The organism is Labrenzia sp. THAF35 (assembly GCF_009363595.1).
In the GTDB taxonomy this organism is placed as follows: domain Bacteria; phylum Pseudomonadota; class Alphaproteobacteria; order Rhizobiales; family Stappiaceae; genus Roseibium; species Roseibium algicola.
Map to the genome: position 1 here is coordinate 3,582,269 of NZ_CP045380.1, position 17,120 is coordinate 3,599,388.

General features: G+C 60.6%; 13 protein-coding genes. 7 read left to right on the forward strand and 6 right to left on the reverse strand.

The features are described 5' to 3' along the window. Nucleotides 1-180: 180 nt before the first annotated feature. The 4 genes from FIU93_RS16370 to FIU93_RS16385 form a co-directional block, all read right to left on the reverse strand. Nucleotides 181-1,155, reverse strand: a complete 975-nt coding sequence (locus FIU93_RS16370) for a TAXI family TRAP transporter solute-binding subunit (protein ID WP_152506183.1) — start codon at nt 1,153-1,155, stop codon at nt 181-183. A 28-nt stretch (nt 1,156-1,183) separates the two neighbouring features. After that, a complete protein-coding gene (locus FIU93_RS16375; RefSeq protein ID WP_173017344.1) occupies nt 1,184-3,295 on the reverse strand; it encodes a TRAP transporter fused permease subunit in 2,112 nt (703 codons plus the stop codon). A 1-nt stretch (nt 3,296) separates the two neighbouring features. Next, entirely contained in the window at nt 3,297-4,934 is a 1,638-nt protein-coding gene (locus FIU93_RS16380) for a sulfatase-like hydrolase/transferase (protein WP_209010423.1), read from the reverse strand. Between the two features lie 134 nt (nt 4,935-5,068). After that, nucleotides 5,069-5,971 carry a LysR family transcriptional regulator gene (locus FIU93_RS16385; RefSeq protein WP_152506186.1) on the reverse strand — a complete coding sequence of 301 codons (903 nt, stop codon included), beginning with the start codon at nt 5,969-5,971 and terminating at the stop codon, nt 5,069-5,071. Nucleotides 5,972-6,268: 297 nt separating this feature from the next. Between FIU93_RS16385 and FIU93_RS16390 the strand changes: the two genes are divergently transcribed. The 7 genes from FIU93_RS16390 to FIU93_RS16420 all read left to right on the forward strand — a co-directional run bounded on the left by FIU93_RS16390 (nt 6,269) and on the right by FIU93_RS16420 (nt 13,423). Beyond that, nucleotides 6,269-7,252 carry a TRAP transporter substrate-binding protein gene (locus tag FIU93_RS16390; protein WP_023000843.1) on the forward strand — a complete coding sequence of 328 codons (984 nt, stop codon included), beginning with the start codon at nt 6,269-6,271 and terminating at the stop codon, nt 7,250-7,252. Nucleotides 7,253-7,317: 65 nt separating this feature from the next. Further along, complete coding sequence (locus FIU93_RS16395) at nt 7,318-7,881, forward strand: TRAP transporter small permease subunit (RefSeq protein WP_023000844.1); 564 nt, start codon at nt 7,318-7,320, stop codon at nt 7,879-7,881. After that, entirely contained in the window at nt 7,878-9,158 is a 1,281-nt protein-coding gene (locus FIU93_RS16400) for a TRAP transporter large permease (protein WP_023000845.1), read from the forward strand. Before FIU93_RS16395 ends, FIU93_RS16400 begins: the two co-directional genes overlap by 4 nt. Continuing rightward, nucleotides 9,155-10,177, forward strand: a complete 1,023-nt coding sequence (locus FIU93_RS16405) for a 4-hydroxythreonine-4-phosphate dehydrogenase PdxA (protein WP_152506187.1) — start codon at nt 9,155-9,157, stop codon at nt 10,175-10,177. Before FIU93_RS16400 ends, FIU93_RS16405 begins: the two co-directional genes overlap by 4 nt. 13 nt (nt 10,178-10,190) lie before the next feature. Then, nucleotides 10,191-11,363 (forward strand): L-rhamnonate dehydratase, encoded by a 1,173-nt coding sequence (locus tag FIU93_RS16410; RefSeq protein WP_152506188.1) that lies wholly within the window; start codon nt 10,191-10,193, stop codon nt 11,361-11,363. Between the two features lie 81 nt (nt 11,364-11,444). After that, nucleotides 11,445-12,356 carry a dihydrodipicolinate synthase family protein gene (locus FIU93_RS16415; RefSeq protein ID WP_152506189.1) on the forward strand — a complete coding sequence of 304 codons (912 nt, stop codon included), beginning with the start codon at nt 11,445-11,447 and terminating at the stop codon, nt 12,354-12,356. Between the two features lie 59 nt (nt 12,357-12,415). Next, nucleotides 12,416-13,423: a LysR family transcriptional regulator gene (locus FIU93_RS16420; protein ID WP_152506190.1), complete on the forward strand. Its 1,008-nt coding sequence runs from the start codon at nt 12,416-12,418 to the stop codon at nt 13,421-13,423. 52 nt (nt 13,424-13,475) lie between these two features. Here FIU93_RS16420 and rhaI read toward each other — a convergent pair whose 3' ends face one another. Together rhaI and FIU93_RS16430 are read right to left on the reverse strand one after the other, a co-directional pair. Beyond that, nucleotides 13,476-14,759 (reverse strand): L-rhamnose catabolism isomerase, encoded by a 1,284-nt coding sequence (rhaI, locus tag FIU93_RS16425; RefSeq protein WP_152506191.1) that lies wholly within the window; start codon nt 14,757-14,759, stop codon nt 13,476-13,478. Nucleotides 14,760-14,912: 153 nt separating this feature from the next. Further along, nucleotides 14,913-17,015, reverse strand: coding sequence for a bifunctional rhamnulose-1-phosphate aldolase/short-chain dehydrogenase (locus FIU93_RS16430; protein WP_152506192.1), 2,103 nt, complete (start codon nt 17,013-17,015; stop codon nt 14,913-14,915). Nucleotides 17,016-17,120 lie beyond the last annotated feature (105 nt).

A 17,120-nucleotide genomic window follows, 5' to 3' on the forward strand; every position in this document is an offset into this window, starting at 1 on the left:
ACCTTCCGCGTAAAAAGTCTCAGGTATCTTCCGCTGCCCCCAGCCGGCTTTGACAAGGGTACAACGTTTTGGCGGAAAAACGATAGATGCAGCTTTACCGGGGGTCTGCGCTCACGGCTGGAGACCCCCGGTCTTGGTGGATTTGCCCGGCCGCTCTTCGTCGGTCAGGGCCAACGCCGGTTATTGAACCCCGATTTCCTTGTAGTAACGGGCAGCGCCCGGGTGGAACGTGGCCGTGCCGAGTGTCTGGGCGGCATAGTCTGGCGACAAGGCCTTGGCCCAGGGGGCATCGGTTGTGATGCTGCCAAGGTTTTCCCAGAAGGCCTTGGTGATCCGGTAGACGAGTTCTTCGTCAAGGTCCGCACGCACACCGATCCCGACTGCCGTGTCGTTGGACATGACCGGACCGTCATTCACCTGGTTCTCGTAGAGACCTGCCGGAATTTCAGCCCGCTGGCGGAACTTGCCGAGGAACTTGTCGACCTCTTCACCCTGATCGTCTTCCGGTCCGATGAAGCGGACTGTCTCGGTTTCGGTGAACTGGATGAACTGCTGGCACGGGTCGATACAGCCGTTGACGTACATTTCCACCTTGCCGTCCAGGAAGGACTGGAAGCCGGTTGCCCAGTTTGCCTTGATGGCGTCGTAGTCCTCACCGGCGACTAGTCCGGTGGTGGCCTCGATCCAGCCCTTGGCTGCGTTGTAAGCACCGCCACCTTGCGGTCCGAGGAAGACCGTTGCACCTTCGATGTCGTCCAGAACGGTGATGTCGCTGTCACCACGAACGGCGAAGTGATACTGGCCGTAGGGGAACCACATCAGCACCTGCACATTCTTGGCAAGTTCCGGGGCTTCCGGCTCGTTCTTGTACATGGCCGCACCGTTGCTCATCAGGATGTGTATGGTCGGCGAGATCATGTACATGTCGAGATTGCCGCGAGCGGTTTCCATCTGGTGCAGCGTTGCCGCGCCACCGCCGGCGACTTCGATGGAAACATCATCAAGCTTGTCCGTCACGATATTGGCGAAGGTCGCCATGGTGATTGCCTGACCGAGGCTTGGCTCGATGGTCTGCATCTTGAGCGTGGTGTCTTGAGCCGACGCAGAGCCAGCCAGTATCAGGCCCGCAAGGGCTGTAAAGGCAAATCGTTTCATTCCGTCCTCCCGTGGAAAATTGCTCTTTTCATTGTGATGGATTGGGCGCGGCGGCTGGGCTCCGGTGCCGCATTGCGTGAAAGGCGAGGTCCGCCAGGGTCAGAACCGCGGCTGCACCGGCAATGGCCACGTTCGGCACCAGAACCAGCAGGCCGAGGCAAATGCGCAAAATACGCTCCCAGTACGGCAGGCGCCCCCGGTCGAACCCGGCCAAAGCGGAAGCGATCGACCACATGGCGAGCGCAAAAGCGACGATGATCCAGAAGAACGCTCCCCAGGAGACTGTCGTGAGATCGACCATCGCCTTGCTGTCCGGCGCGCCGGTGCCGAACCAGGCGAACAGCACCTGCAGCTTGTAGAGAACCGCCGGGTGATAGACGAAGACAAAGGGGATGAGGAAGCCGGCAATGCCGATCCGGGCGGCTTCGAAACCCGTGCGGATCGGGTCGGCCCCGGCAATCGGGGCGGCGGCAAAGGCGGCGAGCGCAACGGGCGGGGTAACCGTGGACATGACCGCAAAGAAGACCACGAACAGGTGCAGCGTCAGTTCGGGGATACCAACCGCATCAATGCCGGAAGAGAGCGCGATCACGATAATGAAATAGGTTGCGCCAGGCGGCAGACCCATGCCGAGCACGATGGCGCCGAGGGCAACGACCACCAGTACGAGCGGCAGCGGCCCGCTGGCGAGCTGTGTCAGCAACAGCGCAAGGCGACCGGCAAAACCGGACACCTGGATCAGGCCGACGATCAGTCCGATCGCCGTAACGATGACGACGATCGTAGCCGCCATGCGACCCGCATTGACGAACGCCTGCCAGAGGCGTGTGCGGGACCGGAATTCGCGGAACAGGACCAGCGCGGAGACGATGGCGGCAACAAAGCCGTAGAACCCCGCCTTGGGTACGGAGGGCTGGCTGAACAGGAAATAGGTAAGCACACCCAGTGGTACGACAAACACGAGGCATTGCACCCATTCCTTACCTGTGAGTGGCGGCCGTTGCTCTTTCGGCAGGGCCCCGATGCCAAGACGCCGGGCCTCGAAATAGACCGTCAGGAAGGTGGCGAAGTAGAACATGATCGCGGGCAGGATGGCGGCCACAACGATGTAGCGGTATTCCAGCCCGATCTGTCCGGCGACGAAGAAGGCGACAACCCCCATCACCGGCGGCATGATCTGACCGCCTGTGGAAGCGGCAGCTTCCACAGCCCCGGCAAAGGCCGGCTTGAAGCCGGATTTCTTGATGACGGGAATGGTCATCACGCCGGTGGAGACCACGTTGGAAATCGCGGCGCCGGAAAGCGTCCCGAATAGGGCGGAGGAGGCGACCGCCGCGTGAGCGGCACCACCGACGAGCCCGCCGGTGAGCCGGTTGGCGATCTTCAACAGCAGGTCGCCTGCACCCGAGGCCATCATCACCGCACCGAAAACGATGAAGATCAGCACGCTGCCGGAGACGACCTGCAGGGGCTGACCGAACTGGCCACCGGTCTGGGCCCAGAAGTTCAACACCATGGCGCGAAGGCTCTGCCCGAATGTGGAGTCGGATCCGGCCAGAATGCCGGTCCAGTCCGGCAGGTAACCGCGAATGAAGAAATAGACCACCCAGAACAGGCAGAAGGCGACGATGAAGCCGCCGAACATGCGCCAGGTCAGATAAAGCGTAATGGCGGTGGCGATCGGGAACATCACGAAGTCGATGGGGCTGGCGCTTGGCAGCGCACCGCCGTCAGTCGCGAAGATCTTCAGCATCCAGGACACAAAGGCGGCGAGCGCAAGCAGCGTCAGCGCCCAGTTGAGCCAGCGCCAGGCGCGGCCCCGGTGCAGTGTCAGCAGACAGATGGCAAAGGAAAAGACGATTGGCAGGCCAATGATCAGCCCGGTCGGCAGCAGGAAGGATCGTTCGAACGAGCGGTAACCAGCCCCGAGCCAGTGGTCGCGAAGCAGAGCGCGCTGATCGCGGCGCGACAGTTCATCGAAGCCTTGTGTTGTGGTCTCGATGAACCAGCGGACAAAATCCGTGATCGGGCCGGAGGCCGCATATGTAACGATCACGAGCACGAAAAGCACGGCGAGACAGTCGGCAATCCACTTGTCGCTGCGGGCAATAGCCGGGGTGTCGCCTGTTGCCGTGCTCACCTCAACGTCCTCCCTTTTCGGACGAAACATGATCCTGCAGGGCAGGGCCGCGATAGGCCTCGGTCAGTTCCTCCGGCACTTCCGATCCATCCTTCAGGAACGGAAGAATACCGCGCCGGGCGGACTTGCCGCGCATGGCGGCGATATCGGCATCCGACCGCGTCACACGCTGCGACATACGCCGACCCCAGCGGGCCAGTAGGTCGTACATGCGGGCGATCTCGGCCTCATGGCCGTCGACCTTGGCCAGGTCGTGGAATTCTTCCGGATCGTTCTCAAGGTCGAACAGAATCGGCCGGAAACCGCCTTCGGCATGGATCAGCTTGTAGCGGCCGTCGAACACCATGAAGAGACGGGCATCCCTGGTGGTGACGCCAAGGGAGGCGCACATGGGGGTGACGGAATAGTCGTATTCGCTGATGACCGCCTCTCGCCAGTCGGGCGTCTCCCCGCGCAGCCAGGGGCTCAGACTGCGGCCTTCCAGAATGTGACCGGCTTCGACCCCGCCGGCAGCTTCCAGAAATGTCGGGGCAAGGTCGATGGCTTCTACCAGCGCATCGCAGGTTGTGCCTCTTGTGGCATCGGCTTCGGAACGCGGATCGTAGACGATCATCGGGATCTTTACCGAAGGCTCGTGGAACAGGTCCTTTTCGCCGAGCCAGTGGTCCCCGAGATAATCGCCGTGGTCGGAGGTGAGCACGATCATCGTGTCCTCCATCCGGCCGGTCTCTTCCAGGTAGTCCATGAGCCTGCCGAGCTGGTCGTCGCATTGCTTGATCAGGCCCATGTAGGCGGGGATGACCTTCCGGCGCACGTCGTCCTGCTGAAAGGCGGCCGCAATCTTGTTGGCCATGAAAGCCGCGTAGACAGGGTGAGCGTTGTCGCGCTCGACATCGGCGCGGATCGCGGCGGGAACGTGGTTCTGCCCGTACATGTCGTGGTAGGGCGCCGGCACGATATATGGCCAATGGGGCTTGATGTAGCTGACATGCGCGCACCAGGGTGTAGTTGCCTGTTCGATGAATTCGAGCGTGCGGGTCGTCAGCCAGGGTGTTTCGCTGTCTTCCTCGCGGATATTGGCGGGCTTGTCCGCATTGTCGAACATCCAGCCGGACGCCTTGTCGCCGTTTTCGACGCCGGCGTTGGCGAAATCCGCCCAGGGGTTCTCTCCCGCATAGCCGCGGGACTTGAGGTATTCGTTGTAAGGCGAACGTTTTTCGTCATAAAAGCCGTCCGGCCCTTCGCCCCAGAGCCCGTCGTCCCGCACCCAGACATCAAATCCGCACTCGGCCTGCCGGGCACCTATGATGCTGTCCGGGGACAGCCCCAGCCGGGTCATGCCTTCCGCATCCACTTTCATGTGCGTCTTGCCGATAAGCCAGCAGTCCATGCCGGCCTTGCGCAGGTGATCGCCGAGCGTGTGTTCGCCGACCCGGAGCGGGAAGCCATTCCACTGTGCCCCGTGGGAGGACGCATAGCGCCCGGTGTAGAAGCTCATCCGGCTGGCGCCACATATGGGGGATTGCACATATGCGTTGGTAAAGCGCACGCCCCTGGCGGCAACCCGGTCAAAATTCGGTGTGTGCAGATACGGGTGTCCCGCGCAGCTCAGATAGTCGAAGCGCAGCTGGTCGTACATGACGAACAGGATATTCACTCAGATGTCCTCCCAAGGTGCCGCTTCTGCGGCCTTCTTGAGCGGAAGACTAGCACTCCGGAGGTATATCCCTCAATTAACTCGAACTCATGGATATAACTTCAGGTTATATCCATTCATGTCTGGGGAGCGCAATTGCGGCCTTCTTCGCGAACGATGTCTGCAAAGGCGAGGGCAGCAGGCGTCAGCAGCCTTTCCTTGGTCCAAGTAAGGGCAATATCCACCGTCAGTATGCTCAGGTCGACAGGCAGCGCCGTCACGGACCACTGTTCCCTGACCTCGTCCACAATGAGCGATGGAAACGAACAGACGATGTCGGACTGTTCCAGAACGGACAGAATACTGAGGATCGAATCGGAGCGGATGACAGGGGCGGGCCCTTGCAGACCGTGCAGGCGGAAGAAGTCCTGAAAAAGAGGGCGGCGGCTGCTCGGGCCGATAACGGCCCATCGTGCGTTCAACAGGTCTTGCGGTTTTGACAGGTCCTTCAGGTAGGACTGCTGGCCCGCAAGGAAGGTCACCGATGTCGTCAGCAGCGGTTCGACATGAAGCCCTGCCTTGGGCTGTCCGTCAGGAGCCGGGCCGATGACGAAATCCGCTTCGCCCGACCTCAGCGCGTGAAAGGCCTTCGGGGCGTGGCCTCCGGTGATGTTCAGCTCGATGCCCGGAAACCGGTTCTGAAACCGGCGCAGCACAGGAGGAATGATCTTCAGTGCGGCAAGCGGCGAGACCACCACTGAAATCATGCCGACATATTGCCCGCGTGACTGGGCGACATCTTCCGAAAGCTTCTGCAGGTCGCTCTGGATGCGGCGGCAGCGGTCGATAACGGTCTGGCCTTCCAGTGTCGGCACGATGCCGCTCGGCACCCGGTGAAACAGAACAACGCCGAGGTCGCCCTCGATCTTCTTCAACGCCTTGGTGATTGCTGGCTGAGATTTTCCAAGGACCTTCGCGGCGGCCGCCAGGCTTCCAAGGGTCGCGACAGCGTCGATCAGTTCCACATATTGGGCTTTCACGCCATGGGCCTTCCGGTTGATTTCTGGCAGTGCCAGACTGTGCCAAAGTTCGGTTGATCAGGCTACAGAACGCTGCATTTCGGCTTGGGACAAGGGGCGGAAACCGCCGTTATCGGGTTTGCAGCAGGTGCTGGTACTTGCTCTCATGGTTTTCGCAACAGGTGTGATCAATTCCATTTGGTTATCGGTCGATCCTGTCTTCCCATTATTCTTGGCAACGGACTTTCACTAGGTTCCCTTAGGTGGGAGTTGACGTCCGTCGCCGGTCGTCGGTCCCGTCAAGTGGAGGAGACATCAATGAACAAGATACACAAGGGCCTTTGTGCAGGCCTGCTCGCGTCCGTCTTTGCTTTCGGTGCGCTGCCCGCGCAGGCCGAGACCTACATCGTTGCCGTTGGCGCGGCTTCCAACAGCTTGCAGGGCCGCAGCGCGCAGAAGTTTGCCGAGGAGCTGCAGGCGCGTCTCGGCGATGCCGACAAAGTCGAATTCTATGCCGACGCGCAGCTGGGCGACGAGAAGGAGCTGATGCAGAAGCTGCGTCTCGGTACCGTGCAGTTTACCCTGATTTCGTCCATCATGACCAACGTGGCGCCGGAATTCGCCCTGTTCGACATGCCGTTCCTCGTCAAGGACCGCGAGCATCTGAAGGCCATCGACGCCAATCTGGTCAAGACGGAGCTGGCCCCCAAGGCTGAAGCCGCAGGTCTTCACGTGATTTCAACCTGGGAAAACGGGTTCCGCCAGATCACGAACAATTCCCGCCCGATCAACACACCGGCCGACCTGGACGGGCTGAAGATCCGTACACCGTCTTCCGAGTGGCGTGTCGCGATGTTCAAGGAGTGGGGCTCCAACCCGACTCCGATGGCATTTTCGGAAGTGTTCGTGGCACTGCAGACCGGCACGATGGACGGGCAGGAAAATCCGCTCACCAACATTGTCGGCGCCAATTTCCAGGAAGTTCAGAAGTATCTCAGCCTGACAGGCCACGTCTATTCGCCGACCTACCTGACGACGGGTGCCGGCACCTGGGGCAAGCTGCCGGAAAACGTCAAGACGGCCGTATCCGAAGTTGCAGCTTCGGTGCAGGACTGGTCGCTCAATGAAGGCGAGACTGCGGACAGGGAGCTGGTCGACAAGGTGCGTGCCGCCGGGGTCGAGGTGAACGAGGCCGACAAGTCCGCTTTCATCGCAGCGTCTGCGCCGATCTACGAGGCCTTTGCAGCAAAGGTTGAGGGTGGCGACAAGCTGGTGGGGCTGGCGCAGAGCCTTGCCGACTGATCAAACAAGACACTGACAAAACAGCCGGCCGGGTCAACCGGCCGGCAATTTCTCTGGGAGGAGCCATGATTGCTTTGTTCGAGCGCCTTTTGTTGCGCGCAATCGAGGCTGTCTGCATCGCACTTCTGCTCGCCTTGACGGGAGCGGTCATCTACTCGACGACAATGCGCTACCTGGGGGCTTCGCCGTCCTGGTACGACGAACTGGCCAGCGTGATGCTGGCGTGGTTGACCTACTTCGGCGCGACCTACGCTGTCTTCATGCGGCATCACATGTCCTTTTCCGGCCTGGTGACTGCCATGCCGAGAGGGCTGGCGGTGGCCTTGACAGCCTTTTCGGAACTGCTCGTCATCGCCTTCTTCGCAATTGTTGCCTGGTACGGCTATGCGGTTCTGGCGGTTGCCAAGTGGGATTCACTCCTCAGCCTTCCGTGGATGACGCTCGACATCGTGCAATCGGTCATCCCCATCACCTCAGGTCTCATGATCATCGGAACGCTGCTGACGCTGCCACGCACGCTGCGCGACGCTGCCGCCGGGGTTGATCGGGAACACGCGGAAATCGAACACGCAATTGCCGAGGCTGAAGAAGAGGCCCAGGCCATGCACGCACGGGAGGGCACGCGATGATCCTTCTTCTGACAACAATCGTCCTCATCGGACTGATCCTGATCAATGTGCCGATTGCCGTGGCAATCGGGATTGTCGCTCTCGGCGGGTTCGTCCTGACTTCGGGTACGGACCGGCTCTACGACATGGCCATCGCGCTCTATTCGGGCTCAACCTCCTTTCCGCTGATCGCCATCCCGCTGTTCATCCTTGCCGGCAATCTGATGAACACGTCAGGCATTTCCGTCAGGCTGATCAATTTTGTCACTGCTCTCATCGGCTTTGTCCGGGGCGGGCTGGGCATGGTCAACATCGGTGTTTCGATGGTCTTTGCCGAAATTTCCGGGTCAGCCGTGGCCGATGTGGCTGCCACCGGTACGGTGCTGATCCCTGAAATGAAGAAACGCGGCTATTCCCGGACGCTTGCGGCGGCAATCACCTCGTCTTCGGCGTCCCTTGCCATCATCATTCCGCCGTCCATTCCCATGATCCTTTATGGTGCAATTGCGGAAACTTCGGTGCTGAAGCTGTTCGTGGCCGGTATCGTTCCGGGCGTTCTCGGCGGCGGACTGCTGATGATCGTCACCTACATTCTGGCAGTTCGCTACAACCTGCCGCGCGCCGAAGGCTTCGACCTTCGCCACGTTGCCAGGACCTTCCGGGAAGCGTTCTGGGCGCTCACCATGCCGGTGATCATCCTGGGCGGCATATTCTCCGGTATCGTGACGGCAACGGAAGGCGCCGGGCTGGCGGTGCTGGCCGCCCTGGTGATCGGCCTGTTCATCTACCGGGATCTCGATGTCCGGCGCCTGCGCAAGACCATGCTGGAAGGTATCAGCCAGACGGGTGTGGTCATGCTGCTGGTGGCAACATCCGCCGCGCTGGGGCTGTTCCTGACGCAGGCCCAGGTGCCGCAGCAACTGGCCGCGCAGATCACCGAACTGACCACCAATCCCTTCATCGTGCTGGCCTTGCTCAACCTGCTCTTGCTGGTGCTCGGCATGTTCCTGCACGGGGCGGCAGCAATCATCCTGGTCGTGCCGGTGGTCATGCCGCTGGTGAATGCGGTTGGCATCGACCCGATCCATTTCGGCATCATGGTGACACTCAACCTTGCAATCGGTCAGCAGACACCGCCGGTCGCCTCGGTGCTGATCACGTCCTGCTCGATTGCCAAGGCGGGCATCTGGGAAACGTCCCGTGCCAACCTGCCGTTCATCGGCGTGCTCGCCCTGATCCTGCTTCTGGTGACCTACGTTCCCCAGGTTTCCCTTGCTTTGACGGAGTTTATTCAATGACGACGCCCAAACCGCGTTTGGTTCTGACCCTTGGCGACCCGGCGGGTATCGGCTCTGAACTGGTCGCCCGGCTTCTCGCCGAGGAGGAAGCCCGCCAGGCGGCGGATATCCTGATCCTTGGAGACGAGGGAGAGCTGAAAACCGGCATGGAGATCGCCGGTGTCCGTTTCGACTATCAGGTCGTCTCATCGGCTGTGCTGCCCGAGCAAGGGTCCGGGGTTCCGGCATTCCTGCAGGTTGGCAAGGCTCCGGAAGGTGGCTGGAAACGTGCCGAGGTGAGCGCGGAAGGTGGCGCACATTGCCTGGAAACACTTGGCATGGGGGTCGACATAGTTCGGGCAGGCAAGGCGGATGCGCTGGTCTTTGCCCCGCTCAACAAGGCATCACTTCATTCGGCCGGCATGAGCCAGTCGGACGAGCTGCACTGGTTTGCCGACCGGCTGGGCCACAATGGCAGTGTCTCGGAACTCAACGTGATGGACGGTCTATGGACCAGCCGGGTAACGAGCCACATCGCCCTGCGCGATGTGGCTGACCTCATCACCGAAGACAAGATCATCGAGGCTGCACGGCTGATCCATTCGGCCTTGAAGGATGCCGGGTTCGAGAGCCCGCGGATCGGTGTCTGCGGCCTCAATCCGCACAATGGCGACAACGGCAATTTCGGGACGGAAGAAATCGAGATCATCACGCCCGCAGTCGAACGGGCCAAGGCGCTTGGCCTGCCTGTGGAAGGGCCTTATCCCTCCGACACCATATTCCTGAAAGCGGTCGCCAAGGAACTCGACGCCATCGTGACGCTCTATCACGATCAGGGGCAGATCGCGATCAAGCTGCTGGGCTTCTGGCAGGGGGTGACGGTGCAGGGCGGCCTGCCGATCCCGATCACCACACCGGCACACGGAACCGCCTTCGACATTCGCGGCAAGGGAACGGCCAATGTCGGCCCGATGCGCAACGCCTGGAACATCGCCTGCGCCATGGGAACGCGGCGCCGGACTTCACGAATTTCCAATTGAGTGGATCAGTCATATGAAAATCAAATCCGTACGCACGCGCGTCTGGACCTGGAAAGGTCCGACGGTCCCGCCGCAGGGCAACTTCTGCACCAACGCTTCCGATGCCCTGTGGATGAAGGGCGATGCCATGTCGTCCTTCCGCTTTCACCAGTGGCTGACATGTGAAGTCGAGACGGAAGACGGCACAATCGGCATCGGCAACGCCGCCTTGGCTCCCTCGGTCGTCAAGAAGGCCATCGACGACTGGTATGCACCACTGGTGATCGGCGAAGACCCGTTCGACTATGCCTACATCTGGGAAAAGATGTACCGGCGCAGCCACGCCTGGGGGCGCAAGGGGATCGGCATGACGGCTATCTCGGCCATCGATATCGCGATCTGGGATCTGATGGGCAAGCTGGTCGGCAAGCCGGTTTTCAAGCTTCTGGGCGGCCGCACCAAGGAAAAGATCCCGGTTTATTATTCCAAGCTCTACGCCGGGTCGATCGAGGCGATGCAGAAGGAAGCCGAGGAGGCAATGAAGGGCGGCTACAAGGCCTTCAAGTCCCGCTTTGGCTTTGGCCCCAAGGACGGCATGCCGGGCATGCGGGAAAACCTGAAGCGGGTCGAAGCGGTTCGCGAGGTCATCGGCTACGACAATGACCTCATGCTGGAATGCTACATGGGCTGGAACCTCGACTATGCCAAGCGCATGTTGCCGAAACTTGCTCCTTACGAGCCACGCTGGCTAGAGGAGCCCGTGATCGCGGATGACGTTGCCGGGTATGCCGAACTCAATGCTATGAACATCGTGCCGATTTCCGGCGGCGAGCACGAGTTTTCGGTGATCGGCTGTGCCGAGCTCATCAACCGCAAGGCCGTCAGCATCCTGCAGTATGATACCAACCGGGTTGGCGGCATCACGGCGGCGCAGAAGATCAACGCCATTGCCGAAGCTGCCCAGATCCCGGTCATTCCCCATGCGGGCCAGATGCACAACTACCATCTGACCATGGCCAACACGAATTGCCCGATCAGCGAGTATTTTCCGGTGTTCGATGTCGAGGTCGGCAACGAGCTCTTCTATTACATCTTCGAAGGAGACCCGAAAGCCGTGGACGGCTATCTGCAGCTTGACGACGATCTGCCCGGCCTCGGCATTACGATCTCGGACAAGCATCTCCAGCATTTCGACATTGCCGAGTGACCTTTCGGGTTTCCTGCTCCGGCCCGCAAACCGAGGCAGGAAGCTCATCCATTATCCTCAAAGACAAAAGCACGTAGCCCCATGACCCCTTATTCCGGTATCTGGCCTGTCGCCCCGACACCCTTTCACGAAGACGGTTCGCTTGATGAACCGGGCATGCGCCGCGTGCTGGATTGCCTTATCGACCAGGGCGCGGATGGCATCTGCATCCTGGCGAATTTCTCCGAGCAGTTCCTGTTGTCGGATGCAGAGCGCGAGTTGCTGACACGGCTTTGCATCGAGCATATCGACGGCCGCGTTCCTGTCATCGTCACGATCAGCCATTTCGCGACACGGATCGCGGTAGAGCGGGCGCAGCTTGCCAAGTCGCTTGGCGCAGCCATTGTCATGATGATGCCGCCCTATCACGGTGCTCTTTTGAAAGGGAACGCCCAGCAGACGTTTGATCAATTCGCTGCCGTTGGCGAGGTCGGCATTCCGATCATGATCCAGGATGCGCCCCTGTCCGGCGTCGACCTGCCGGTGCCGCTTCTGGTGAAGATGGCCCGCGAGATCGAGATGGTGAAGCTCTTCAAGATCGAATGCCCGCAGGCTGCCAACAAGTTGCGGTCTCTGATTGCTGAAGGCGGCCCTGCCATCGAATGCCCATTTGATGGCGAAGAAGGCATCACGTTGCTGGCGGATCTGGACGCAGGCGCGCGCGGATCGATGACCTCGGGGATGATCGTCGACCAGATCAAGCCCGTCATCGAGCTCTATCACGCGGGCCAAACCGACGAGGCAGCAGATGCCTATGCGCGGGTTCTGCCCGTCATCAATCACGAGAACCGCTTGTGCGGCTGGCGGTCCTGCAAGGCGGCGATGGTCGAAGGCGGTGTCATCAAATCCGATTTCTGCCGGCATCCGATTGACCCGCTGCCGCAGCCGGTCCGCGAGAGGCTACTGACGCTTCTGCGCCGGCTCGATCCCCTGGTTTTGCGCTGGGGGCAGTGAGGAAAACTCCGGGGCGGTCAGCCGCCGTTTGATCCACCTTGAGACATGAGGCCGGGTATTTGACTGTCTGGAAAGGAAAAAATCCGGTATCGATTGAGACCGCCAAGCGGGTACGCAAACGACTGAGCGGATCGATCGATATGCATGGAACCTTCGACATGGCGATCCTGTCTCGCCTGCGGTTCAAACAGCTTGCCCTTGTGGCGAGCCTGGAAGTCACGACCAATCTGCACGAATCCGCGCGCGAGCTGAACCTTTCCCAGCCCGGGGCGACAAAACTTTTGAAGGAAGTGGAGGAGACGCTCGGGGTCACGCTGTTCGAGCGTCTTTCCAGGGGAATGAAACCAACGGCCTATGGCGTGGTGGTCGCCCGGCATGCCCGCCAGATCATTTCCGAGACAGGGCGGCTGAAGGCGCAATTGTCGGCGATGCAGCGCGGCGAATATGGCAAGGTGCGGCTTGGCGCGATCATGGAAGCCTTGCCGGGGCAGGTATCCGAGCTTCTGATGAACCTGATGGAAACCAATGTCGGCCCGCAGATCAGCCTGATGGTGTCGACTTCCGACAATCTCATTTCCGCGCTCAACGAAGGTGCGCTGGATATCGTACTGGGGAGGCCGGTGGAACATCTCGACATGACCGGCATCCGCTTCGAACCGCTCTGGCAGGAGAGGCTCGCTGTCGTGGCGGCGCCGTCGCATCCTCTGGTGCCAAGCAAACAGCTCAGTCTGGTGGATCTTGGCGATTTCAGCTGGATCCTTCAGCCAAGGCCCAGCCCGATGCGCATGTCGATCGAGCTTGCTTTTGCTCATGCGGATCTGCCCGCACCGCATTACGGCCTTGAAACGTCGTCGATGCTGATGACGACGCTGGCGGTCGGAAAAAGCGACATGCTGGCCGTTCTGCCGCAATCGGTTGCCGACTACTATCAGGAAAACGGCCTGATCCGGATTCTGCCGGTCAGACTGGAAGAGCACATGAGCCGATACGGGCTTTTGATCCCGAACAAGGATGAATTCGACCCGGAAGTCGAGGCCCTGGTCTCGCTCATTCGCGCCTCTGTCTGACCGGGAAGGGGAAACCCTCCCGGCCGGTCTTTTTTTGGTCAATACTCCTGGGTCAGACGATCCCGCCGCCGGCCCCGGAAACTTCCGGGCGGATCTCCGCGACCTTCTGGCGGTATCCTGCACTCCGGTAGGCCGCAACAGGGTCGACAGCGCCGCCGTTTTCCAGTCTTGCCATTGCCAGGATCGGCTCGACATCGGTGCGGAAAGCGGCTTTCAGCGTGGTTGTCGCCATCAAGGCGTCATTCGTGTCCTGAAAACCGTCCAGGGCAGACCTGTCGACCAGCAGTGCCTGGGCATAGGCGCGCTGCACCTCCATCGCGGAGACCATCAGGCTTTCGATGGGGTCGGTCACGTTGTGAGACTGGTCGAGCATATGCGCGGGATCGAAACCAGGCGCCTTCCGCGTTTCGGCGTCCACCAGTTCGTTGAACACCAGGAACAGCCGATACGGGTCGATGGAGCCCGTATCCAGATCGTCATCGCCATATTTGCTGTCGTTGAAGTGGAATCCGCCGAGCTTGCCGAACTGGATCAGCCGGGCAACGATCATCTCGATATTGGCGTTGGGGGCATGGTGGCCGAGATCGACAAGGCAGTAGGCCTTCTCACCCAGTTCCTGCGCGATCATGTAGTTGGTGCCCCAGTCCTGCACCACGGTGGAATAGAAAGCCGGCTCATACATCTTGTGCTCGGTGAACAGCCGCCAGTCGTCCGGCAGTTCCGCATAAATGGCTTTTGCCGCGTCCAGATACCGCTCGAACTGACGGGTGAAGTGGGTCTGTCCCGGGAAGTTCGATCCGTCGCCGATCCAGATGGTCAGGGCTCTGGAGCCGATGGCCTTGCCGATCTCGATGCATTCCAGATTGTGTTCGACAGCCTGTCTGCGCGTGCCGGCATCCGTATGGCTGAGCGAGCCGAACTTGTAGGAAAGAGGCTGACCGTCCTGATCCTGAAAGGTGTTGGAGTTCATGGCGTCAAAGCCAAGCCCGAGCGAACCTGCCTTGGCCTTCAGCTCCGCCGGGTCGGCCTTGTCCCAGGGAATATGCAGCGAAACGTTTGGTGTTGCGCGGGTAAGCTGCTGGATGACGCTGCAATCTTCCAGCTTGTCGAAGATATGGCGTGGTTCGCCCTTGCCGGGAAACCGTGCAAAGCGCGTGCCGCCGGTGCCGACACCCCAGGACGGCACCGCGACGCCATAGGCGGCGACCTTCGCCTTGATGGCATCGATGGAGACGCCGCGCCGGTCGAGCCTTTCGCCCAGGGTTTCATAGTCACGCTTCAGGTCGGCTGTGCGGGTCTCGTTTTCCCCGGCGACCAGCGATGTGTCGATCATCATGAGAAGATCCTTTCCTGCCCGAAGAACCTCATCCTGAGGAGGGCCGCGAGGCCCGTCTCGAAGGATGGGCCGCTTGTCTGGAGTGTGCCGCCCATCCTTCGAGACAGCGCTTCGCGCTTCCTCAGGATGAGGTCTGCTTTGTGGATGTGACGTTTACCGCGTGAAAGCCTGAACATTGCCGGCGTCGACGTTGATGATGTTCCCGGTCGACTTGGCGGAAAACTCGGAGGCGAAAAAGTAGGTTGCCTCGGCGATGTCTTCCGGCAGGACGGAGAGTTTCAGCAGCGAGCGCTGGCGGTAGTGTTCCTCCAGCTCCGACGTGTCCTTGCCGTAGGCTTCTGCGCGTTCCTTCAGCCAGTCACCGGACCAGATCTTGGACCCACGCAGGACAGCGTCCGGATTGACCACATTGACACGGATCCCCTCCGGAGCACCTTCCAGGGCAAGGCAGCGGGCAAGGTGCAGTTCGGAAGCCTTGGCTGTGCAATAGGCACTGGCACCGGGAGACGCGGCGAGGCCGTTCTTCGATCCGATGAAAACGATGGAGCCGCCGACCCCTTGCGTCTTCATCACCTTGAAGGCCTCACGGGACACCAGGAAATAACCGGTCGACAGGATGGACATGTTCCGGTTCCACAGGTCGAGCGTGGTGTCCTCGATCGGGGCGGAAGACGCGATGCCGGCGTTGGAAACGAGAATGTCGACACCGCCGAATTCCAGCGCCGCTCGGGCAAAGCTGTCTGCCACTGCGTCTTCACTGGTGACATCCATCGTCACCGTGCGCACGACGTCCCTGGAATAACGTGAGGTGAGATTGTCGGCGGCGGCCCCGAGTGCGTCCGCGTCGATGTCGGCCAGCACCACACAGGCGCCTTCGCGCAGAAAGCGTTCAGCGGTGGCTGAGCCGATGCCACCGGCGCCGCCGGTGACCAGCGCGATCTTGCCTGCAAGGCTCTTGGGTTTGGGCATGCGCTGCAGCTTGGCTTCCTCCAGAAGCCAGTATTCGATGTCGAAGGCTTCCTGTTCCGGCAGGCCGCGGTAGGTGGAAACGCTGGAAGCGCCGCGCATGACGTTGATGGCGTTGGTGTAGAACTCGCCTGAAATGCGTGCCGTCGCCTTGTCCTTGGCGAAGGTGATCATGCCAACGCCCGGCACCAGGTAGACAACGGCGTTCGGGTCGCGAAGGGCGGGGCTGTCGTCGTGCTTGCAGCGCTCATAATAGGCCGCATAGTCGTCACGGTAAGCTTCTGCAGCCTGACCGAGCCCGGCAAGCGTTGCCTCGATGTCCGGGGTCGCGGGATCGAAATCGACCACGAGCGGGCGGATCTTGGTGCGCAGGAAATGATCCGGGCAGCTTGTGCCGAGGGCGGCAAGGGCTTCCATGTCGTTGGCGCAGACGAATTCCAGCACAGCGTCGCTGTCGTCGAAATGACCGACCATATGCTGCTTGCCGGAGACCATCCCCCGGATTGCAGGCATCAGGCGGGCGGCAACGGCGCGCCGGTCGGATGGGGCCAGGGCGCGGTGTTTCGAGCCGCCGAAAGCATCTCTTCCTGCCGTCTTTTCCTCAAACCAGGCAATCGCCTTGTTGATGATTTCCAGTGTGGTTTCGTAGCAGGTCCTGGCGTCGTCAGCCCAGGTAAAAAGGCCATGGCTTTCCAGAACGACCCCGCGGGCGTCCGGATTTTCCAGGCAGAATTTTTCCAGCCACAGGCCCAGTTCATAGCCTGGACGCTTCCAGGGAAGCCAGCCGATGTCGGCGCCGAAAATTTCCTGCGTGATTGCCTTGCTGTCGCTTGCCGCTGCAATGGCGATGATTGCGTCCGGATGCATATGGTCGACATGACTTTTCGGCACATAGGCATGAAGCGGCGTATCGATGGAGGCGGCGCGCGGGTTCAGGTTGAAGGTGCAATGGGGCAGGCAGGCGACCATCTCGTCTTCGAACTCGACACCACGATAGAGCCCTTTAAGTGCCCGCAGCTTGTCCATGTAGAGCGTCGCAAAACCATCCATCTTGATGGTGCCGACATCGCCGCCGGAGCCCTTGACCCACAGTACCTCGACCTGATCGCCGGTGAGGGGATCCTTTTCCATCGCCTTGGCGGAGGTGTTGCCGCCACCGTAGTTGGTGATGCGCTTGTCGGAGCCCAGGAGGTTGGAGCGATAGAGCAGCAGCTCCGCTTCGCTCATGCCGGAAGCCTTCTGGTCATCCCACAGGTTTGCAAGCCGGGAACCGGCAGCGGAATTCAACATCTTTTCCTCCCAGGTAAGCCTGACGGCTTGCGTCTCGTTGTTTAGAAACTCGCTTGAACGGATCAGGTTGTCAATCAAAAACGATCAATATCAATCATATTGCGC